The organism is Rhodovarius crocodyli (assembly GCF_004005855.1).
Taxonomy (GTDB): Bacteria; Pseudomonadota; Alphaproteobacteria; order Acetobacterales; family Acetobacteraceae; genus Rhodovarius; species Rhodovarius crocodyli.
This window is the reverse complement of sequence record NZ_SACL01000004.1, coordinates 300098-319907: the sequence shown is the minus strand read 5'-3', so window position 1 is coordinate 319907 and position 19810 is coordinate 300098. Positions and strand designations below refer to the sequence as shown.

Genomic DNA, 19810 nt, shown 5'->3' with positions numbered 1-19810 from the left:
AGCAAAGCCCGAAAGGTGACGGAAGCCTAGGGTTTGGCGATTACAACCCAATGTGTTGTGCAGTGCGCCGCAATTTCGTCACTATTGGTGGCGCGCACCACAATCTCGCCATAAAGCATGCGTTTTCCGCCCTTTACGACGCGGGCCTCGGCCACAATCGGCCCCGGACCCGCCGGCCGGAGGAAGTTCACATTCATGCTGGATGTGACGCTGTTGTCTCTACCCTGGGTTGTGGTCAGCAGCGCCGCCCACATCGCGACATCCACCAACCCCATGATCGCGGGGCCCGAGACGGTGTTGCCGGGGCGCAGAAGCGTGGGGCTGGCCGGCAGGCGCAGGTGCGCCACGCCTTCCTCGGCGTGGATTACCTCGATGCCCCATTGATCGGCCAGGGGCACGCCCCAGCGGACGATCCGGGTCAGTTCCGCCAGGTCATGCACCGCCGACCACCCGGCCGATGCAGGGGTTCGTGCCCATCCAGTACACCAGGTCCGCCGGGCGGTTGATGCGGTAGAAGGCCATGTCGGCGCGCCGCCCCACGGCCAGCACGCCGCGGTCATGCAGGCCGAGTGCCGCCGCTGCATGGCGCGTCACGCCCAGAAGCGCCTCCGCCACCGTCATGCGGAACAGCGCGCAGGCCATGTTGGTCATCAGCAGCAGCGACCGCGCGGGTGAGGAGCCGGGGTTCATGTCGGTGCTGACGGCCATCCTGACACCGGCCGCGCGCATGGCGGGCACATCGGGGTGGGCGGTCTCGCGCAGGGTGAAGGTGGCACCGGGCAGCAGCACGGCCACGGTGCCGGCGCGAGCCATCTCGGCCAGCCCCGCCGCATTGGAACGCTCCAGGTGATCGGCGCTGAGCGCGCCATGTGCGGCCGAGAAGGCGGCGCCGTCCTGGTCGGTCAGCTGGTCGGCGTGCAGCTTGACCGGCAGCCCCGCGCGTGCCGCGGCGGCGAAGACCCACCCGGTTTCCTCATTGGTGAAGCCGATGCTGTCGGCGAAGGCATCCACCGCATCCGCCAGCCCCTCGGCCGCGACCTCGGGGATGATGGTCTCGGCCACATGGCGCGCGTAATCGGCCCGGCGCCCGGCATATTCGGGCGGCACGGCATGGGCCGCCAGCAGAGACGTCACGATCGTCACGGCGCGCCGCCTGCCCAACTCGCGGGCCACGCGCAGCTGCTTGGCCTCATTGGCGCTGTCGAGCCCGTAGCCGGACTTGATCTCGACGGTGGTCACGCCCTCAGCCAGCAGCCCGTCCAGCCGGGGCAGGGCGGCCTCCAGCAGCGTGGCCTCATCCGCCGCGCGGGTCGCGCGCACGGTGGAGAGGATGCCGCCCCCGGCGCGGGACAGCTCCTCATAGGTCGCGCCCGCCAGGCGCATTTCATATTCCGCCGCGCGGTCCGAGCCGAACACCAGGTGGGTGTGGCAATCCACCAGCCCCGGCAGCACCCAGGCCCCGCCCATGTCGTGGGTCACGGCGCCAGGCCCGGGCAGGGCGGCGCGCGGCCCCACCCAGGCGATGGTGTCGCCGTTCACCGCGATCGCCGCGTCCTCGATGATGCCAAGCGCATCATCGGCCATGGTGGCCGCGTGCAGGTTGGTCCAGACCGCGTCGAACATCAGTAGTCGCCCAGCAGCTCGGCGAAGCGCCCGGCGCGGATCAGGGCGGAGACCGCCGCGATGTCAGGCGCCATCAGCCGGTCCTTGTCCCAGAAGGGCGCCACGCTGCGCACCAGCCCGTGCGCGGCTTCCAGCACCTTGGAACTGCGCAGCGGGCGGTGGAACTCCACCCCCTGGGCGGCGCACAGCAGCTCCACCGCCAGGATATCCGCCAGGTTGCGGTACATGGGGCGCAGGCGCAGCGCCGCACCCGTGGCCATGCTCACATGGTCTTCCTGGTTGGCGCTGGTCGGCAGGCTGTCGGTCACGCGGGGGTTGGCCAGGTGGCGGTTCTCGGCCGTCAGGGCCGCGGCCGTGACCTGCGCGATCATGAAGCCCGAATTCACGCCCCCTTCCTTCACCAGGAAGGGCGGCAGGCCCGACAGCGCCGGGTCGATCAGCAGCGCGATGCGGCGTTCGGCGATGGCCCCGGTCTCGGCGATGGAGAGCGCCATGAAATCGGCCACGAAGCCCACCGGCTCCGCATGGAAATTGCCGCCCGAGAGCACGTCGCCGCCCACCACCAGCGGGTTGTCGGTCACGGCATTGGATTCGCGCTCCAGCACCGCGCCGGCGTGGTCCAGCGCATCAAGCGCGGCACCCAGCACCTGCGGCGTGCAGCGGATGGAGTAGGGGTCCTGCACGCGGGGGTCATCCTCGCGGTGGCTCTCGCGGATGGAGCTGCCGGACATCAGGCCGCGCAGGGCGGCCGCCACGCGGATCTGCCCGCGATGGCCGCGCAGCTCATGGATGCGCGCATCGAAGGGAGTGTCGGAGCCGCGCACGCCCTCGGTCGACAGGGCGGCGGCGACCAGCGCCGTGCTGAACAGGCGCCGGGCGCGGAACAGCCCGTCCAGCGCGATGGCGGTCGAGACCTGGGTGCCGTTCAGCAGGGCCAGGCCTTCCTTCGGGCCCAGCACCAGCGGCTTCAGCCCGATGCGGGCCAGTGCCTCGCTGCCCGGCACCTCCACGCCGCGCAACAGCGCGCGGCCTTCGCCCACCAGCACCAGCGACAGATGCGCGAGCGGCGCGAGGTCACCCGAGGCCCCCACGGAGCCGCGTGCCGGAATGACCGGCAGCACGTCGCTGTTGAGCATATGCGTCAGGTAGTCGATCACGATGGGCCGCACGCCCGATGCGCCGCGCGCGAGCGACATCGCCTTCAGCGCCATCACCAGCCGCACGATGCGCGGGGCCAGCTTCTTGCCGACGCCAGCGGCATGGCTGCGCAGCAGGTTCAGCTGCAGCTCGGCCAGCGCCTCATCGGGGATGCGGGTCTGGGCCAGCTTGCCGAAGCCCGTGTTCACGCCATAGAGCGCCGCGCCGGTGGCCAGCGCCGCGGCCAGCGTGGCGTGGCTCGCCTCCACATCCTGCCGCCAGTTGCCTTCGAGCCTGAGTGGCGCGCCTTCACCCACGGCCTGGATGGTGGCGAGATCGATGGAACCAGGAATCATCTTAGCCTCACTACTCAAAGAGGGATGCCGGGCAGATCGAGCCCGTGCTCCCGTGCGCATGTCTTGGCGATATCATAGCCCGCATCGGCGTGACGCATCACGCCCGTTGCCGGGTCATTCCAGAGAACTCTCTTCAACCGGCGCGAAGCGTCCTCCGTGCCGTCGCACAGGATGACCATGCCCGAATGCTGGGAGAAGCCCATGCCCACCCCGCCGCCATGGTGCAGCGACACCCAGGTGGCGCCGGAGGCGGTGTTGAGCAGCGCGTTCAGCAGGGGCCAGTCGGACACCGCATCGGACCCGTCCATCATCGCCTCCGTCTCCCGGTTCGGGCTGGCGACGGAGCCGCTGTCCAGGTGGTCGCGCCCGATCACGATGGGCCCGATCTCGCCGCGCGCCACCATCTCGTTGAAGGCGAGGCCGAGGCGGTGCCGGTCGCCCAGCCCCACCCAGCAGATGCGCGCGGGCAGGCCCTGGAAGGCGATGCGCTGCTGCGCCATGTCCAGCCAGCGGTGCAGGTGGGTGTTGTCGGGCAGGAGCTCCCGCACCTTGGCATCGGTCTTGAGGATGTCCTCCGGGTCGCCCGAGAGTGCCGCCCAGCGGAACGGCCCCACGCCCCGGCAGAACAGCGGGCGGATGTAAGCCGGCACGAAGCCCGGGAAGTCGAAGGCGTTGGCCAGCCCCTCATCCTTCGCGACCTGGCGGATGTTGTTGCCGTAGTCGAGGACGGCGGCACCCATCTTCTGGAAATCCAGCATGGCCTGGACATGCACGACCATGGATTTCTTCGCTGCTGCCGCCACGGCCTTGGGGTCGGTCTCGCGCTTGGCTTCCCATTCGCCCACGGTCCAGCCGGCGGGCAGGTAGCCGTTCACCGGGTCATGCGCGCTGGTCTGGTCGGTCACGATGTCCGGCACCACGCCGCGGCGGACCAGCTCGGGGAACACCTCCGCCGCATTGCCCAGCAGGCCGACGCTGATCGCCTTCTTCTGCGCTGTCGCATCGCGGATCATGGCGAGCGCGGTGTCGAGGTCATCGGCCCGGTAATCGAGGTAGCGCGTTTCCAGCCGCTTCTCGATCCGGCTGGCCTGGCATTCCACCGCCAGCACGCAGGCGCCCGCGAACGCGCCCGCCAGCGGCTGCGCGCCGCCCATGCCGCCGAGGCCGCCCGTGAGGATCCAGCGCCCGGACAGATCGCCGCCGAAATGCTGGCGCCCGGCCTCGACGAAGGTCTCATAGGTGCCCTGAACGATGCCCTGGCTGCCGATATAGATCCAGGAACCGGCCGTCATCTGGCCGTACATCATGAGGCCCTTGCGATCGAGCTCGGAGAAATGCTCCCAGTTCGCCCAGTGCGGAACGAGGTTGGAGTTGGCGATCAGCACGCGCGGCGCGTTCTCATGGGTCTCGAACACGCCCACCGGCTTGCCGGACTGCACCAGCAGGGTCTGGGTCGTCTCCAGCCGCTTCAGGGTGGAGACGATGCGCTCATAGCTGTCCCAGTCGCGCGCGGCCCGGCCGATGCCGCCATAGACCACCAGCTCGCCGGGCTTCTCGGCCACCTCGTCGTCCAGGTTGTTCATCAGCATGCGCAGCGGCGCCTCGGCCTGCCAGGACCTGGCGTTCAGCGTCAGGCCGCGCGGGCTGCGGATGGCGGGTGCATTGCGAAGGCGCGTGTTCATGCGGCGGATCCATCGGGGGAAAGGGCGGCCCGGCCCGAGATCTCGAAGCGGGCGGCAGGCTGGATGAGGCGGGAGAAGGTCATGACCTCTCCGTCGGTGAAGGTGCGGCGGCGGATCACCAGGCACGGCTCCTGCCGGCTGACCTTCAGCAGCCGCGCCTGCGCGGCATCGGGCAGGACGGCGGTGATGGTCTGTTCCATCTCCATCGGCCGGCCTTCGCGCGCCAGCAGGGCGAAGGTGGTGGTGGCGGCGTAGTCCTGCGCCAGGAAGCCGGGGGCATAGCCGGGGCGCACCCAGCGTTCCTCCAGCTGGATGGGCGTGTCGTCGCCCAGATGCAGCACCAGGCTGTGGGGCATCGCGCTGCCGGCCGGCATGCCCATGGCATCCGCCACGTCGCGCGGGGCCTGGGCGGTGCCGAGCGTCAGCACCTGCGCCGCCCAGCCCATGCCGCGCGCCGCGATCTCGAGTGCGATGTCCTGGATCGAGAACAGCCCGAAGCGCGGCTTGTCCTTCGCCACGAAGGTGCCCACGCCCGGCACCTTGGTCAGCACGCCGTCACGCGCCAGTTCCGCGAAGGCGCGGTTCACCGTGATGCGGCTGACACCCAGCATGGGCCCCAGCTGATTCTCCGACGGGATGCGGAAGCCCGGCGGCCAGGCGCCGGAGGCGATCTGCCCCCGCACATGCGCCTTCACCGCCACGTAGAGGGGCTGCGCGCCGTCGGGCATCGCTCAGTCCTTCTTCCGGTAGGAGAAGGCCTTGTCGAAGCATTCCAGGATGTGCCCGCCGGAGGTGGTGGGCGCGTATCTGGGCTCGGTCGCGCCCAGGGCGCGCGGGTCGATCGGGGCGTCGAAATTGGGGTCGTGGAAGGTCGCGATCGACATGCGCTCATGCCCCGACCGGTTCACCACCCGGTGCGGCGTGCTGGCGAAGCGGTCGTTGGACCAGCGGCCCAGCAGGTCACCCACATTGATCACGAAGGTGCCCGGCAGGGGCGGGGCAGGGATCCATTGCCCCGTCTGGCGTTCGCGCACCTCCAGCCCGCCGCTGCCGTCCTGCCACAGCAGGGTGATGCAGCCGAAATCGGTGTGCGGGGCCACGCCGAAGCCATCCGTGTCGTCGGGTGCCTGGGGCGGGTAGAAAATCGCCTGGGTGCGCTGCAGGGGCAGGGTGTAGTGCGGCGCGAAGAAATCCCTGGGCAGGTCGAGCGAGACGGCGATGGCCTTCATCAGCAGCCCGCCCACGCGCATCATCTCGGCGTAATAGGCCTCCATGGCGGGGCGCAGCCCGGGCACCTCGGCGGGCCACTGGTTGGGGCCGCGCAGCTTCTGTCCGGCCGCCACCACCGGGTGGTCGAGCGGCAGGTCGAGACCCATGGAGTAGAACTCCTTCAGGTCGGCCTTCTTGGCGCCTTCCATCACGGCCCCGCCCATCGCGTGCCAGCCGCGATGCATCTGGTTGGCCTTCGTGTTCGCCTTCACCTCGGGGGCCAGGTGGAAGAAGCGGGCGGCCTGATCGCGCGCGCCGGCGACCACGGCATCCGGCACCCCATGGCCACGGATGTAGAAGAAGCCCGGGCCCGTGCAAGCGGCATGGATTTCAACGGCTACGGCGCGAATGCCTGATTCCGAGGCATCCATGAGGGGGGATACATCGATGACAGGCAGGGATTGATGGACGGCGCCCTCGGGCATGATGCAACCTCCGTGCGATCCGGGCTTGCGGGCCCTCTGTCGGTCAGCCTACTGTCATGACCTGTCATGTCAACCAAAAGCCGCAAGAGCTTTGGCAGGCATGGGGAGCCGCCGCACGGAACGCACGCCGAGACGATAACGGGCCTCGACGCCCAGGGAGAGCTGAATGACCGAATTTACCGTCACCCGCCGTGCCGCCGTGCTGGGCGCCGCCGCAGGCCTGGCGATTCCGGGCCTTGCGCGCGCCAATGCGCTGGAGAAGGCCCGCCAGGCCGGTGAGCTGGTGGTCGCGACCGAGCTGCATTTCGCGCCCTTCGACTTCACCCAGGGCGGCAACCAGGTGGGGCTGAACACGGAGCTGTTCGCCGAGGTGGGCAAGGCGCTGAATCTGCGCGTCCGCTTCATCGACCTTCCCTGGCCGTCGGTGCTGCCCGGGCTTGAGGCCGCGCGCTACGATCTGGTCGCCGGCCCCGCCACCATCACCCGCGCCCGCCAGGAGCGCTATCGCTTCTCCGCCCCCATCGCGGATGCCACCGTCGCCCTGCTGAAGCGCGCCAACGACAACAGCCTGGCCAAGCCCGAGGACATCAACGGCAAGACCGTGGGCTGCGCCCAGGCGACGGCCCAGCTGGCGCAGCTGCAGGCCTATATCCAGCGCAACAACTTCAACACCCAGATCCGCGAGTACCAGAGCTTCTCCGAGGCCTATGCCGATCTGGCGGCGGGCCGCGTGGTGGCCGTCGCCAACTCCCTGCCCAACATCGCCTACACCGCCCAGCAGCGGCGCGGCGTGTTCAGCGTGGTCCGCCCGCCCTTCGGTGCGCCGGTGTATTTCGGCTACATCTGCCGCAAGGATGCCGACAGCGCGCCCCTGATGGACGCGGTGGATGGCGTGATTGACGCGATGCGCGGCGATGGCCGCCTGGCCGCGCTGCAGACCAAGTGGTTCGGTGAGAGCTTCACCGTGCCGGCGCGCGTGACCGAGGCCTCGGTCTGATACTGAAGGGGCGGGGAAACCCGCCCCATGTGCCGGGGGCATCCGTTTGACCTGGGAATTCGTGCAGGAAGCCCTGCCGCCCATGCTGTGGGCGACGCTGGCCACGCTGTGGTCCTCGGCGGGGGCGGTGCTGATCGGGCTGGTGCTGGGCGCGCCGCTGGCCGCCGCCGCCATGGCCCGGCACCGCTGGGCGCTGGTCTATATCAGCTTCTTCCGGGGCGTGCCGCTGCTGGTGCAGCTGCTGCTGGCCTATTTCGCGCTGCCGTTCCTGGGCATCGACCTGCCGGCCATTGTGGCGGGCGTCGGCACCATGGGGCTGTGCTGCGCGGCCTATATGGCCGAGATCCTGCGCGGCGGCCTTGCGCTGGTGCCGCATTCCGGGATCGAGGCCGCGCGTTTGCTGGGCCTGACGCCCACGCAGATCCTGCTGCGCATCCGCCTGCCCATCGCCATCCAGGCCATGCGCCCCGCGATCCTGGGCGAGGCGATCATGATCGTGAAGGCGTCCTCCCTGATCTCGGTGGTGGGCATTCTGGAGCTGACGCGCAGCGCTCAGGCGCTGGCAGCCAGCACCTTCATGCCGCTTGAATCCTACGCGCTGTGCGGGGCGATCTACCTGATCATCAACCTGGCCCTGTCGCTGCTGACGCGCGGGAGGCCGGCATGATGGCCGTGTTCTCGGACAGCATGGTGGCCGCGGCCCGCGGCCTGCCTGTCACGCTCATCATCTGGCTGACGGCCGTGGCGGCCGGCATGGCGCTGGGCTTCGCCGTCGGCGCGCTGCGCTTCTTCGCGCCGCGCGCGGTGGTCTGGCCGCTGGTCGCGGTGGTCGAGGTCGTGCGGGGTACGCCCTTCCTGGTGCAGTGCTTCCTGCTGTATTTCGGCGGGCCCTTCATCGGCATCGACCTGTCGCCGCCGCTGGCCGGTTTCCTGGCGCTGTCGGTCTATGGCGCGGCCTATTTCAGCGAGATCTTCCGCGCGGGCTTCCTGGCCGTCCCGCCCGCGCAGCTGGAGGCCGCCCGCCTGCTGGGCCTGTCGCGCATGCAGATCGTGTGGCGCATCATGCTGCCGGTCATGGCGCTCGGCGTGTTGCCGGCGCTGACCAACCTCGCGGTCATCCTCATCAAGGAAACGGCGGTGCTGTCCATCATCACCGTGCCGGAGTTCACCTTTCGCCTGCAGGCGGTGGGGTCGGCCAGCTTCGCGGTGGTGGAAACCACGCTGGTGCTGGCGCTGGGTTACTGGGCGCTGACGGAGGCCACGGCCTTCCTCGCCCGGCGTGTCGAGAAACGCATCGAAAGGGCGCTTGCCGCATGAGCGTGCTGGAAGTCGCCGCGCTGCGGCGTGAGGTGGGCCAGGCGCAGATCCTGCGCGGCATCGACCTGAAAGTGGAACCCGGTGAGGCGATCGGCATCATCGGCCCCTCGGGGTCGGGCAAGTCGTCGCTGCTGCGCTGCATCGCGGGGCTCGATCCCATCGTCTCCGGCAGGGTGCTGGTGGCGGGCAAGGCTGCGGTGCCGGGTGACGGCGCCATCGGCATGGTGTTCCAGCATTTCGGCCTGTGGCCGCACCTGACCGCGCGGGAGAATGTGGCCCTCGCGCTCAAGCTCGTGCGGAAGCTGCCGCGCAAGGAAGCCGACGCGAAGGCCGAGGCCGCGCTGGCCCGCGTGGGCCTCTCGGCCCAGGCCGGGCGCAAGCCCGCCGGGCTGTCGGGCGGCCAACAGCAGCGCGTGGCCATCGCGCGCACGCTGGCGATGGAACCGCGCGTGCTGCTGTTCGACGAGCCGACCGCAGCCCTAGACCCGGAGCTGACGACCGAGGTGCTGGACGTGATCCGCGACCTGGCCGCCGCCGGCACCACCATGCTGGTGGTCAGCCACGAGATGGGCTTCATCGCCGGGCTCTCGTCGCGCGTCATGTTCCTCGACCACGGGCAGGTGGTGCAGGTCGCGCCCCCGCGTGAGATGTTCGGCCCCGATGCGGAACCCCGCGTGAAGGGCTTTCTGAAAACCTATCTGGACCGGGTGGCGTGGGCACAGGGATGACGAGTTTCTTCGCGGCCGAGGCATTGCTGCCGGAAGGCTGGGCGCGTGACGTGCTGATCGAGGCTGACGCCGCGGGCACCATCACCTCGGTGACGATGGGCGCGCAGCCGGGCGGGGCGCGCCGCCTCGGCCTCGTGGTGCCGGGCCTGCCCAACCTCCATTCTCACGCCTTCCAACGCGCCATGGCCGGGCGCGCGGACCGGCGCAGCGCCGGCACCGACAGTTTCTGGACCTGGCGCAACGCGATGTATGCCGTGGTCGCGCGCATGAACCCCGACAGCGCCGAGGCGGTGGCCGCGATGCTGCACGCCGAATGCCTGGAACGCGGCTATACCCACCTGTGCGAGTTCCACTACCTGCACCACCAGCCCGACGGCACGCCCTATGCCGCGCGGGAGGAAATGAGCCTGCGCCACATCGCCGCCGCAGAAACCTCGGGCATCGGCCTCACGCTGCTGCCGAGCCTGTATCGCCATGGCGGCATCTTCGGCGTGGAGCCCAACCCCGGCCAGCGGCCCTTCCTGAACGACCTAGACCAGTTCATGGGCATGATGGGCGCGCTGGATCGGCATCGCGGCCCGCGCGTGGCGCTCGGCGTCGCGCCCCATTCGCTGCGCGCGGTCACCCCCGCCATGCTGCAGGCGCTGGATGAGAATTGGCAGGGCCCCATCCACCTGCACCTGGCCGAACAGCGGCGCGAGGTGGAGGAATGCGTGGACGCCACCGGCATGCGCCCCGCCGAATGGGTGCTGGAACACGGCTTCGCCGGCCCGCGCTGGGTGTTCATCCACGCGACGCATCTGGACGATGCGGAGGTCGTGGCCCTCGGGCAGTCCGGCTCCATCGCGGGGCTTTGCCCGCACACGGAGGCCTCGCTCGGCGACGGCATCTTCCGCCTTCCGGAATGGCTGGCGGTGGGCGGCGCGCTCGGCGTGGGCAGCGACAGCCAGGTCAGCCTCGACCCGGCCGAGGAACTGCGCCAGCTGGAAACCAGCCAGCGCCTGGCGCTCGAACAGCGATCCGTCGCGACCAGCGAGGCCGAGCCCTACCCGGCGGGCATGCTGTATCGCGCGTCGCTGTCGGGCGGTGCCCGCGCGGCAGGCGCGCCGATCGGCGCGATTGCCCCCGGTTTGCGCTGTGACCTGGTGGAGCTGGATACCACCCACCCTGACCTGATTGACCTGTCGGGCGATGCCGCGCTCGATGCCTGGGTGTTCGGCCCCGGGCGCGGCGTGGTGAAGACCACCCTCGTCGCGGGGCGCGTGCTGGTGGAGGAGGGACGGCACATCGCCATGCCCGCCATCCGCGCGGGCTACGTCAAGGCGATGAGGGATATCTGGGCATGAGCCAGCTGGCAGGCAAAATCGCGTTCATCACCGGCGGCAGCCGCGGCATCGGCCGCGCGACCGCGCTGCTGTTCGCCGAGAACGGCGCCGACATCGCCTTCAACCATTTCGAGGACGATGCCGAGGCCGAGAAGGTGGCCGAGGCGATCCGCGCCATGGGCCGCCGGGCCTTTCACGCCAGTTGCGACATGGGCGCCGACGCACCCGTGATCGAAGCCTTCGTCGCGGCCGCGACCGAGGCCCTCGGCGCGCCCGACATCCTGTTCAACAACGCGGGCATCAACATCCGCCATCCCTTCGGCGAGTATTCCCAGGCCGAGTATGAGCGCGTGATGAACGTGCACGCCCGCGGCATGTTCCTGATGGCCCAGGCCGTCTACCCGGGCATGGTCGCGCGTGGGGCAGGGCGCATCATCAACGTCGCCTCCCAGATCGCGCTGAAGGGCGCGCCGATGGTGGTGCCCTATGCCATGGCCAAGGCCGCCATCGTGGGCATGACCCGCGCGCTGGCCTATGAGGCGACCCCCAAGGGCGTGCTGGTGAACGCCGTGGCCCCTGGCCCCATCGTGACCGACATGACGGCCCAGCGCCCGCGCGAATGGCACGAGGCAATGGAGAAGAACCTGCCCATGGGCCGGCTCGGTCAGCCCATCGACATCGCATACACGGCCTTGCTCCTCGCCGGTCCAGGGGGCAGCTTCTATTGCGGCGCTACCCTGTCGCCCAACGGAGGAGATGTAATGCATTGATCGAGAAAGATTTCTCGCGTGAGGTCGCGCGCATCACCATTGCAAACGATCGCAAGCTGAATTCCATGGGCTCGGCGTTGCTGAAGGAATTCGCCGCCGCCTTCGCCGCCGTGCCTGATACCGCCCGCTGCGTGATCCTGACCGGTGAGGGCGGGCGCGCCTTCATGGGCGGGGCCGACATCACCGAAATGGGCCGGGTGCAGACGCCCGCCCAGGGCCAGGCATTCATCGAAAGCGTGCACGGCGCCTGCCGCGCCATCCGCGACTGCCCGGTGCCGGTCTTTGCCCGCATCAACGGCTGGTGCCTGGGTGCCGGGCTTGAGATCGCGGCCGCCTGCGACCTGCGGATTTCCAGCAGCGCGGCGAAGTTCGGCATGCCCGAGGTGCGTGTGGGCATCCCCTCGGTGGTCGAGGCCGCGCTGCTGCCCGGCCTCATCGGCTGGGGCCGCACCCGTCGGCTGCTGCTGCTGGGTGAGACGATCGACGCCGAGCAGGCGCTGGATTGGGGCCTGGTGGAACGGGTGGTGGAGCCCGATGCGCTGGACGGCGCGGTGCAGGAATGGGTCGATCTGCTGCTGCTGGCCGGGCCTGTCTCGATCCGCAACCAGAAGGCGCTGATCCGCGAGTGGGAGGACAAATCCGTCACCCAGGGCATCGCGGCGGGCGTGCCGGCCTTTGCCAAAAGCTGGCTGACCGATGAGCCGCAGAAGATGATGGCGGGTTTCGGGAAGAAGCACTGATGCGCCACGTGATCCTCGCCGTCCTGTGCTGCCTGACCTTGGCGCGTGCCCAGGCGGCGGAGATCACGGTGCTGACCACCGGCGCCTACAAGCCCGTGCTGGAAACCCTGGCCCGGCGCTTCGAGGCGGCCACCGGCCATCGCGTCACCCTGCGCAACGACACGGCGGGCGCCGTGCAGCGCCGGGTCGAGGCCGGTGAGGGCTTCGATGTGCTGGTGCTGACGCCGGCGGGGCTGAGGGCGCTGGCCCCGCGCCTGTCGCCGGAGCCCCCGCGTGAACTGGCGCGCGTGGGCATCGGCGTCGCGGTGCGCCAGGGCGCGCCCATGCCCGATATCTCGACGCCTGAGGCCTTCCGGCAGGCACTGCTGTCGGCCCGTGCCGTCGCGATGATCGACCCCGCGGCGGGCGGGTCCAGCGGCATCTACCTGGCCGGGCTGTTCGAGCGCTGGGGCATTGCGCGCCAGATCGCCGGCAAGGCAGTGCTGGTGCCGGGCGGCCTGGTGGCCACCCGCCTGCTGGACGGCCAGGCCGACATCGCCATCCACCAGATCAGCGAGATCCTGGCCGTGCCGGGTGCGGCCCTCGTCGGCCCGCTGCCCGATGCGATCCAGAACTGGACCGTCTATGCCGGAAGCCTCGCCGCCAACCCGCAGGACGCGGCAGCCGCGCGCGCCTTCCTCGACAGCCTGCGCGGGCCGGAGGCAGCGCGGGTGATCGAGGCGGCGGGCATGCGCGCGCCCTAAGGAATCGTCGCCTTCAGCCGGCCCGAGGCCACCAGGCGACGCACTTCCTCCCGCAGAAACCGGATCACGGCGCGCGATGCCGGGGAGACCTGGCGCTCCGCCGAGGTCGCCAGCACGAATTCATGCTTCAGCACCGGCGAGACGATGCGCGCCGCCGCCACGCTGCCGGCACGCAGCTCCAGCGACAGCGCATCCCAGGCCATGATCGTGTAGCCCATGCCGGCCGCGATCAGATGCGACAGCGCGTGCAGCGAATCCACATTCTCGATCCGCCCGGGCGTGACCTCGGAGGCAGCAAATCCCGCCTCCAGCTCCCGCCGCAGCCCGTGATGCGGGCCGGTCAGCATCAGCGGCAGGCCGTGCAGCGCCTTCATCGGCAGCTCGCCCGCCGGCGTCAGCAGGGCGGCGATCCGGGCATCCCCGGGCGCGTAGCCCAGATACAGCTCGGCATCGAACAGGGGCTCGCTGCGGATGGCGGGGTTCTGCCGCATCGGGTTCAGCACCGCGATGTCCACCCGCCCGCTGGTCAGCCACTCATGGATGGTGCCGGTGTGGCCGTCCATCAGGTGCAGATCCAACTCGGGCATCGCTTCACGCACATGGCGCATCAGCGGCGGGGCTAGCCCGGCGATGACGGAAGGCGGCATTGCCACCACCAGCCGCCCGCGCAGCGCCCCGCTGGAGGCGACGGCATCGGCGCGGATGCGCTGCAGTTCCTCCAGCACCGGCACCACGGCTTCGGAGAAGCGCCGGCCTTCCTCCGTCAGCACCACGCCGCGGCCGTTGCGGTAGAGCAGGGTGGTGCCCAATTCCTCCTCCAGCGCGCGGATGCGGCGGCTCAGCGCGGGCTGGGTGATGCCCAGCACCGCCGCTGCGCGGGAAAAGCTGCCTTCCTCGGCGACACGGCGGAACAGGCTCAACTGGCGGATGTCCATCCGCACAGTATAGCGACCTTACTCGGCGCGTGCGCCCACCCGTGTGACGACCTCTCGCCAGAAGGGCAGGTCACGCCGCAGCCGGGCATGGGTGGTGGGGCCGTCTGCGACCCAGGGGGTGAAGCCCATCTCGATCACGCGCCGCGTCACCTCCGGGTCGCGCGCCGCGCGCGTGAATACGTCCGACAGGCGGTCCAGGATGGGCTTGGGCGTGCGGGCGGGCGCCATCAGCGCGTACCAGGTGGTGCTCTCGAAGCCCGGCAGGTTGCAGGCCTCGGCCACGGTCGGGATCTCGGGGATGGCCGGAATGCGCTCGGCCGAGGTCACGCCCAGCAGCCGCACCCGGCCCTGGCGGTAGAAGTCGATCACCGGCCCGGTCTGGTAGAAGAACACGTCCACATCGCCCTGGAACAGCGCCGTCATGGCGAAGGGCCCGCCGCGATAGGGCACATGCACCATCCGCAGGTTCAGCAGGCTGTCGAACTGTGCGCCCGCCAGGTGCGTCGAGGCGCCGATGCCCGTGCTGGCGTAGTTCAGCTGCCCGGGCCGGGCGCGGGCCGCGTCGATCACCGTCTGGCAACTGGTATAGTCGGGCCGCTGCTCGGTGCTGACGGTCATGATGTTCGGTGCCTCGAACAGCGAGACGATGGGCACAAGGTCATTCACCGGGTCCACCGGCATGCGGGGGAACACGGCGGGGTTGATGGCCATCATGGCGCTGGTCGCCATGGTGATGGTGTGGCCATCGGGTGCGGCGCGCGCCGTCTGCTCCATGGCGATGTTGCCCGAGGCGCCGGCGCGGATGTCGATCACCATCGGCACGCCCAGCTCCTGCTGGATGCGTTCCTGGATGATGCGGCCGTAGATGTCGATCGCGGTGCCGGCGGGGAAGCCGCTCATGAACATCAATGGCCGGCCGCGCTGCGGAAATTCCTGTGCCATGGCGGTGCCCGCGATCAGGCAGGTCATGGCCACCACCAGGCGGGGCAGTCGTTCGAACATCACTCGGTCTCCGGTCTGGGCTGGAGCCGTGCGTCGCACCTTCCTCTTGCCCGTCAGGCTGCCAGCGGGTCCGGGCAGGGTCCATGACGGATTCATGCCGTGGCGGCTTTAACATCTATGCCGGGCCGGCATGGGTCGCGCTTGCTGGACCACGCGTGGCGCCTGGGGCTAGATGCGTGCCGATGCCGGATGAACCGCCCCCTCTCGCTGCCGCCCTGCAATGCAGCGTGGACGTGTTCACCGCGCAGGAGATCGCGGGCTGGGTGCGTGACCCCGCGGCGCCCGATCGGCGGGTCGAGCTGGAACTGCTGCTGGACGACGTGCCGATGGCGCGTGTCGTCGCCGCCAACTACCGGCCGGACCTGGAGGCCGCGGGCATCGGCGACGGCAGGCACGGCTTCAGCATCCGCCCCGTGCATGCGCTGATGCCCGGCACGCTCGCCAGCGTGCGGCTGCGCGACACCGCCACGGGCCATGAGCTGATCGAGGGCATGGGCCGCGTCATCCACCGCGCCGGGGGCTTCGATGCCGGGGTGGGACGCCTGCTGTCCGGGCTGGTCGAGAACAGCGCGCGCCGGGCCCGCACGGCGGGGGAACTGGCGCCTGTCGTGGCCAGCCTGCGCCGGGCCCTGGCGATGGCCGAGGCCGCCCAGGCCGGCCTGCCGGAGCGTGCGGCAGCCCACGGCGCGCATGATGCCTCCGCACCGCTCAGCCTGCCCGAGACCGTGCCCGAGGTCAGCGTCATCATCCCCGCCCACAACCAGTGGGCAGTCACCCATGCCTGCCTCACCAGCCTGATCGCCCAGATGCCGCGCGCCTCGTTCGAGGTGGTGCTGGTCGATGATGCCTCGACCGACGAGACGCGCGACGCGGCGCTTTCGGGCAACATCCGCGTGCTGCGGCAGAAGGCGAACCTCGGCTTCATCGGCGCCTGCAATGCGGGGGCGGCCGCCGCGCGCGGGCGGGTGCTGCTGTTCCTGAACAACGATACCATCGTCACACCGGGCTGGCTGGATGAGATGCTGGCCACGCTGGCACCCGGCATCGGCGTGGTGGGCGCGGCCCTGCTCAATGATGACGGCACCTTGCAGGAGGCCGGCGGCATCATCTGGCGCGAGGCGGATGCCTGGAGCTATGGCCGCAACGAGGACCCGGACGACCCGCGCTATCGCTTCCTGCGCGACGCGGACTATGTCTCGGGCGCCGCGCTGATGATCCCGGCCGCGCTGTTCCGTGAACTGGGCGGCTTCGACGCGCATTACGCCCCCGCCTATTACGAGGATGTGGACCTGTGCTTCCGCGTGCGTGCCGCCGGGCAGCGCGTGGTGGTGCAGCCCGCAGCCCGCATCATCCACCTGGAAGGCGCCAGCCACGGCCGTGACATCGAGCGCGGGGTGAAGCGGCACCAGGTGCTGAACCAGGCCCGGCTGCGGGAACGCTGGGCCTCCACGCTGGCCGGCCACGCGGAAACCGGCCGCAACCCGGAAGCCGAGGCCGATCGCGCCGCCGGCCCGCGCGCCCTGTTCATCGACGAGGCCACCCCCACCCCTGACCGCGATGCCGGCAGCCAGGCCTCGGTGCAGCACATGCGGCTGCTGCAGGGGCTGGGATACCGCGTGACCTTCGCGCCCTCGGAGTTCCAGGAGGAAGCGGGCGCCTATACCCGCGCGCTGGAGCGGCGCGGCATCCAGTGCCTGCACGCCCCCTGGCGGCACTCGCTGGAGGAAGCGCTGCTGCGCATGCCCGCCCCGCCCGAGGTGATCTACCTCTACCGCTACGGCAGCGCGCGCCGGCATCTGGCGCTGGCCCGCCGCCTGGCGCCCCAGGCGCGCGTCGTGTTCTCGGTCTGCGACCTGCACTTCCTGCGGCTGGAGCGCGAGGCGGCGCTGGAGGGCGACGCGCTTCTCGCCGCCCAGGCCGCCGTGATCCGGCAGGAGGAGCTTTCCCTGATCGCGGCGGCCGATGCCACGGTGGTGCATTCGCCCGAGGAAGCGGCGCTGCTGGCGCGCCTGCTGCCGCGGGCACGCGTGCATGTCGTGACCTGGCCGGTCACGCCGAACCCCACGACGCAGCCCTTCCTGGAGCGCCGGGGCACCTGCTTCCTCGGCGGTTTCGCCCATGCGCCCAATGTGGATGCCGTGCTGTGGATGGGCCGCGCGTTGCGCCCGCTGCTGGACGGCCTGCCGCTGACCATCTACGGCAGCGGCCCCACGCCCGAGGTGCTGGCCGAGGGGCATGGCGACATCCGGGTGGCAGGCTTCGTTCCGGAACTCGCCCCGGCGCTGCACCGGCACCGCTCGGCCGTGGCACCCCTGCGCTATGGCGCGGGCATCAAGGGCAAGGTGCTGGACAGCCTGGCGCATGGCCTGCCCTGCGTGATGACGGCCGTGGCCGCCGAGGGGCTGGGCCTGCCGGAGGAACTGCGCTGGCTGCTGGCTGAGGATGCCGCCGCCATGGCGGAAAAGCTGCACCGCCTGGAAACCGATGCCGGCTGGAACGCGCGCCTGTCGGAGGCCGGGCTTTCCTACATCCGCGCGCGTTTCGGCGAACAGGCCGTGCGCGCGCAGATGCGCGCCGCGCTAGGCTGACTCCGTCACCTTCTCCACCTGCGCGCGGTCCAGCATGCGGTGCGCGATCTCGCGCTCGCCCAGGATGGTCAGGTCGGAGCCCATCTTCTCAAGGTGGTCGTAGCAGGCATCCGAATGGGCGCGCGCCAGGATCTCCAGCTTCGGGTTGGCGGCGCGGGCCTGCTGCACCACCTGGCCCGCCTCGAAGCTCTCGGGGATGGTGACGAACAGGCGCTCGGCGCCGGGCAGATTGGCCAGGGCCAGGGCGGCAGGGGTGGCGGCATTGCCGTCGATCACCTCGGCGCCCGCCTCGCGCGCCGCCTGGCGGGCCTCGCTGCGGTCCTCGATGACCAGCACGGGGCGTCCGGCCGCGATCAGCCCGGCGGCGACCAGCCTGCCCACACGGCCGTGCCCGACCACGATGTCATGGCCGGTCAGGCTGGTGGGCGGGGCGGCCTCGGGTTCGGGTTGGGAGGCGACGATGGGCTCGGGCTCCGGCGCCGGGGGTTCTGCCGGGGCCTCGGCGGGCGGGGCCTTGCCCATGGCGCGCAGCACGCGGGCCTTCACCTCCACAGCGCTGTCGGCCAGATGCACCATGACCGGGTTCAGCAGGATCGACAGGATGGCGCCCGCCAGCACCAGGTCGCGCGCCGCAGCCGGCACCAGGTGCAGCGTGACGCCGAGGCCGATCAGGATGAAGCTGAACTCACCGATCAGCCCCAGCCTTGCCGCGACCGACAGCGCGGTGGTGCGCCGGTAGCGGAACAGCCGCAGCGCCAGATACACCACCGCCGTCTTGCCCAGCATGATGACCACCAGCGTGCCCAGCACCGCCAGCGGCCGCTGCAGCAGGATCGCCGGGTTGAACAGCATGCCGACGGAGACGAAGAACAGCACCGCGAAGGCATCGCGCAGCGGCAGGGCTTCCTCGGTCGCGCGCTGGCTCAGCTTGGTGTCACCCAGCACGATGCCGGCCACGAAGGCGCCCAGCGCGAAGGACGCATCGAAGAAGCGCGCGGCCACATAGGCGATGCCGAGCGCCGTGGCATAGACAGCGAGGCGGAACAACTCCCGCGAGCCGGTATGGGCGGTGTAGTGCATCACCCAGGGAATGATCCGCCGGCCCGCCACCAGCATGAAGGCGATGAAGCCCGCCACCTTGGCCAGCGTGATGCCGAGCGTCATCCAGATCGCCTGGTGCGAGATGCCCCGGCCGCCGGCCAGGCCCGCCAGCGCCGGCAGCACCACCAGCGCGATGACCATGGCCAGGTCCTCGACCACCAGCCAGCCCACGATGATGCGCCCGCGCTCGGTCTCCAGCATGCGGCGTTCCTGCAGGCCGCGCACCACCACCGCCGTACTGGCCACCGACAGCGAGAGCCCGAAGACGATCATCGCCCCCGGCCCCCAGCCCAGTATCCAGGCCAGGCCGGAGCCCAGGGCGGTGGCCGCGCCGATTTCCAGCAGCGCGCCCGGCACCGCGATCTTGGCGACCGAGGCCAGATCCTTCAGCGAGAAATGCAGCCCCACGCCGAACATCAGCAGGATGACGCCGATCTCGGCCAATTCGCCCGCCAGCGCCTGATCGGCGATGAAGCCCGGCGTGTAGGGGCCGACGGCCACGCCCGCCAGCAGATAGCCCACCAGCGGCTGGATGCGCAGCCGGTTCGCCAGCAGGCCGAAGATGTAGGCCAGTACCAGACCCGCGGCGATGGTGGCGATCAGCGGCGAGTGGTGTGCGGGCATGCGGCTACCTTGCGAGTGGCCCAACGCAGATTGCGTCGGCCATGCCGCAGTGCAACCTCATTGCGGCGGAATTCAGCCTTTCATCAAGGCCGCGAGGGATGTGACATAGGGGTTGGCCGCCTGTTCGGCCGCCGCCTCCAGCGCGCGATAGTCGCGGATCAGCGCCTCGCCGGCCGGCGTGAGTGACGCTCCGCCGCCGCCGACCCCGCCGGGGTTGGCCGCGACCGCGGGCTCGACCAGCATCTGGTTCAGCGTATCCACCAGGTCCCAGGCGCGCTTGTAGCTCATGCCCATGGCGCGCCCGGCGGCGGAGATCGAGCCCTCGCGGCCGATGGCCTCCAGCAGCGCCACCTTGCCGGGGCCGATGCGGCCCTGGGGCAGATCGACCCTGAGGCTCAGCATGGCTGTCTCGGGCAGGGATGGGGCGTTGCGGCGGCTCATCGGCCCT

General features: G+C 70.4%; 19 protein-coding genes. 9 read left to right on the top strand and 10 right to left on the bottom strand.

What is annotated here, in order from left to right:
* Positions 1 to 26: 26 nt before the first annotated feature.
* Genes EOD42_RS13595 through EOD42_RS13570 form a run of 6 tightly spaced genes read right to left on the bottom strand, consistent with a single transcriptional unit; the run spans position 27 to position 6492 of the window.
* Positions 27 to 440 carry a PaaI family thioesterase gene (locus tag EOD42_RS13595; protein ID WP_127788081.1) on the bottom strand — a complete coding sequence of 138 codons (414 nt, stop codon included), beginning with the start codon at positions 438 to 440 and terminating at the stop codon, positions 27 to 29.
* Entirely contained in the window at positions 433 to 1623 is a 1191-nt protein-coding gene (hutI, locus tag EOD42_RS13590) for an imidazolonepropionase (protein ID WP_127788080.1), read from the bottom strand. Before hutI ends, EOD42_RS13595 begins: the two co-directional genes overlap by 8 nt.
* Positions 1623 to 3116 (bottom strand): histidine ammonia-lyase, encoded by a 1494-nt coding sequence (gene hutH / locus EOD42_RS13585; protein ID WP_127788079.1) that lies wholly within the window; start codon positions 3114 to 3116, stop codon positions 1623 to 1625. Before hutH ends, hutI begins: the two co-directional genes overlap by 1 nt.
* Positions 3117 to 3130: 14 nt before the next feature.
* Positions 3131 to 4798 carry a urocanate hydratase gene (hutU, locus tag EOD42_RS13580; protein WP_127788078.1) on the bottom strand — a complete coding sequence of 556 codons (1668 nt, stop codon included), beginning with the start codon at positions 4796 to 4798 and terminating at the stop codon, positions 3131 to 3133.
* Positions 4795 to 5526: a UTRA domain-containing protein gene (locus tag EOD42_RS13575; RefSeq protein WP_127788077.1), complete on the bottom strand. Its 732-nt coding sequence runs from the start codon at positions 5524 to 5526 to the stop codon at positions 4795 to 4797. The genes hutU and EOD42_RS13575 overlap by 4 nt, the downstream gene beginning before the upstream one ends.
* 3 nt (positions 5527 to 5529) lie before the next feature.
* A complete protein-coding gene (locus tag EOD42_RS13570) occupies positions 5530 to 6492 on the bottom strand; it encodes an isopenicillin N synthase family dioxygenase (RefSeq protein WP_127788076.1) in 963 nt (320 codons plus the stop codon).
* A gap of 166 nt (positions 6493 to 6658) precedes the next feature.
* Here EOD42_RS13570 and EOD42_RS13565 point away from each other — a divergent pair, with 166 nt between their 5' ends.
* The 8 genes from EOD42_RS13565 to EOD42_RS13530 are packed head-to-tail and all read left to right on the top strand — an operon-like array spanning position 6659 to position 13112.
* Entirely contained in the window at positions 6659 to 7489 is an 831-nt protein-coding gene (locus tag EOD42_RS13565; RefSeq protein WP_127788075.1) for a transporter substrate-binding domain-containing protein, read from the top strand.
* 46 nt (positions 7490 to 7535) lie between these two features.
* Positions 7536 to 8156 (top strand): amino acid ABC transporter permease, encoded by a 621-nt coding sequence (locus EOD42_RS13560; RefSeq protein WP_240655159.1) that lies wholly within the window; start codon positions 7536 to 7538, stop codon positions 8154 to 8156.
* A complete protein-coding gene (locus EOD42_RS13555; protein ID WP_240655158.1) occupies positions 8153 to 8806 on the top strand; it encodes an amino acid ABC transporter permease in 654 nt (217 codons plus the stop codon). The genes EOD42_RS13560 and EOD42_RS13555 overlap by 4 nt, the downstream gene beginning before the upstream one ends.
* Positions 8803 to 9534 (top strand): amino acid ABC transporter ATP-binding protein, encoded by a 732-nt coding sequence (locus tag EOD42_RS13550; protein ID WP_127788074.1) that lies wholly within the window; start codon positions 8803 to 8805, stop codon positions 9532 to 9534. The genes EOD42_RS13555 and EOD42_RS13550 overlap by 4 nt, the downstream gene beginning before the upstream one ends.
* Positions 9531 to 10880, top strand: a complete 1350-nt coding sequence (locus tag EOD42_RS13545) for a formimidoylglutamate deiminase (protein WP_127788073.1) — start codon at positions 9531 to 9533, stop codon at positions 10878 to 10880. Before EOD42_RS13550 ends, EOD42_RS13545 begins: the two co-directional genes overlap by 4 nt.
* The gene (locus tag EOD42_RS13540; RefSeq protein WP_127788072.1) at positions 10877 to 11629 is read left to right on the top strand and encodes an SDR family NAD(P)-dependent oxidoreductase; all 753 of its coding nucleotides are present in this window, start codon (positions 10877 to 10879) and stop codon (positions 11627 to 11629) included. The genes EOD42_RS13545 and EOD42_RS13540 overlap by 4 nt, the downstream gene beginning before the upstream one ends.
* Positions 11626 to 12369 (top strand): enoyl-CoA hydratase, encoded by a 744-nt coding sequence (locus EOD42_RS13535; protein ID WP_127788071.1) that lies wholly within the window; start codon positions 11626 to 11628, stop codon positions 12367 to 12369. Before EOD42_RS13540 ends, EOD42_RS13535 begins: the two co-directional genes overlap by 4 nt.
* Positions 12369 to 13112 (top strand): molybdate ABC transporter substrate-binding protein, encoded by a 744-nt coding sequence (locus tag EOD42_RS13530; RefSeq protein ID WP_127788070.1) that lies wholly within the window; start codon positions 12369 to 12371, stop codon positions 13110 to 13112. Before EOD42_RS13535 ends, EOD42_RS13530 begins: the two co-directional genes overlap by 1 nt.
* On the opposite strand, the gene EOD42_RS13525 is transcribed toward EOD42_RS13530, so the two are convergent.
* Together EOD42_RS13525 and EOD42_RS13520 are read right to left on the bottom strand one after the other, a co-directional pair.
* Positions 13109 to 14047, bottom strand: coding sequence for a LysR family transcriptional regulator (locus EOD42_RS13525; protein ID WP_127788069.1), 939 nt, complete (start codon positions 14045 to 14047; stop codon positions 13109 to 13111). The genes EOD42_RS13530 and EOD42_RS13525 overlap by 4 nt on opposite strands.
* 18 nt (positions 14048 to 14065) lie before the next feature.
* Positions 14066 to 15049 carry a Bug family tripartite tricarboxylate transporter substrate binding protein gene (locus EOD42_RS13520; protein ID WP_127788068.1) on the bottom strand — a complete coding sequence of 328 codons (984 nt, stop codon included), beginning with the start codon at positions 15047 to 15049 and terminating at the stop codon, positions 14066 to 14068.
* Between the two features lie 182 nt (positions 15050 to 15231).
* On the opposite strand from EOD42_RS13520, the gene EOD42_RS13515 reads away from it, so the two are divergent.
* Positions 15232 to 17637, top strand: coding sequence for a glycosyltransferase (locus tag EOD42_RS13515; protein WP_164867929.1), 2406 nt, complete (start codon positions 15232 to 15234; stop codon positions 17635 to 17637).
* Here the strand turns inward: EOD42_RS13515 and ybaL are convergent.
* Both ybaL and EOD42_RS13505 read right to left on the bottom strand, forming a co-directional pair.
* Positions 17629 to 19362 carry a YbaL family putative K(+) efflux transporter gene (ybaL, locus tag EOD42_RS13510; protein WP_127788066.1) on the bottom strand — a complete coding sequence of 578 codons (1734 nt, stop codon included), beginning with the start codon at positions 19360 to 19362 and terminating at the stop codon, positions 17629 to 17631. The two genes, EOD42_RS13515 and ybaL, sit on opposite strands and share 9 nt — an antisense overlap.
* Before the next feature lie 72 nt (positions 19363 to 19434).
* The gene (locus EOD42_RS13505; protein ID WP_127788065.1) at positions 19435 to 19803 is read right to left on the bottom strand and encodes a winged helix-turn-helix domain-containing protein; all 369 of its coding nucleotides are present in this window, start codon (positions 19801 to 19803) and stop codon (positions 19435 to 19437) included.
* Positions 19804 to 19810: the final 7 nt, after the last annotated feature.

Excerpts from the sequence above, each read along its gene's own strand:
- hutI (WP_127788080.1), bottom strand. The coding sequence starts at position 1,623 with ATGTTCGACGCGGTCTGGACCAACCTGCACGCGGCCACCATGGCCGAT.
- hutH (WP_127788079.1), bottom strand. The coding sequence starts at position 3,116 with ATGATTCCTGGTTCCATCGATCTCGCCACCATCCAGGCCGTGGGTGAA.
- hutU (WP_127788078.1), bottom strand. The coding sequence starts at position 4,798 with ATGAACACGCGCCTTCGCAATGCACCCGCCATCCGCAGCCCGCGCGGC.
- EOD42_RS13575 (WP_127788077.1), bottom strand. The coding sequence starts at position 5,526 with ATGCCCGACGGCGCGCAGCCCCTCTACGTGGCGGTGAAGGCGCATGTG.
- EOD42_RS13570 (WP_127788076.1), bottom strand. The coding sequence starts at position 6,492 with ATGCCCGAGGGCGCCGTCCATCAATCCCTGCCTGTCATCGATGTATCC.
- EOD42_RS13565 (WP_127788075.1), top strand. The coding sequence starts at position 6,659 with ATGACCGAATTTACCGTCACCCGCCGTGCCGCCGTGCTGGGCGCCGCC.
- EOD42_RS13555 (WP_240655158.1), top strand. The coding sequence starts at position 8,153 with ATGATGGCCGTGTTCTCGGACAGCATGGTGGCCGCGGCCCGCGGCCTG.
- EOD42_RS13550 (WP_127788074.1), top strand. The coding sequence starts at position 8,803 with ATGAGCGTGCTGGAAGTCGCCGCGCTGCGGCGTGAGGTGGGCCAGGCG.
- EOD42_RS13545 (WP_127788073.1), top strand. The coding sequence starts at position 9,531 with ATGACGAGTTTCTTCGCGGCCGAGGCATTGCTGCCGGAAGGCTGGGCG.
- EOD42_RS13540 (WP_127788072.1), top strand. The coding sequence starts at position 10,877 with ATGAGCCAGCTGGCAGGCAAAATCGCGTTCATCACCGGCGGCAGCCGC.
- EOD42_RS13530 (WP_127788070.1), top strand. The coding sequence starts at position 12,369 with ATGCGCCACGTGATCCTCGCCGTCCTGTGCTGCCTGACCTTGGCGCGT.
- EOD42_RS13525 (WP_127788069.1), bottom strand. The coding sequence starts at position 14,047 with ATGGACATCCGCCAGTTGAGCCTGTTCCGCCGTGTCGCCGAGGAAGGC.
- EOD42_RS13520 (WP_127788068.1), bottom strand. The coding sequence starts at position 15,049 with ATGTTCGAACGACTGCCCCGCCTGGTGGTGGCCATGACCTGCCTGATC.
- EOD42_RS13515 (WP_164867929.1), top strand. The coding sequence starts at position 15,232 with ATGCCGGATGAACCGCCCCCTCTCGCTGCCGCCCTGCAATGCAGCGTG.
- ybaL (WP_127788066.1), bottom strand. The coding sequence starts at position 19,362 with ATGCCCGCACACCACTCGCCGCTGATCGCCACCATCGCCGCGGGTCTG.
- EOD42_RS13505 (WP_127788065.1), bottom strand. The coding sequence starts at position 19,803 with ATGAGCCGCCGCAACGCCCCATCCCTGCCCGAGACAGCCATGCTGAGC.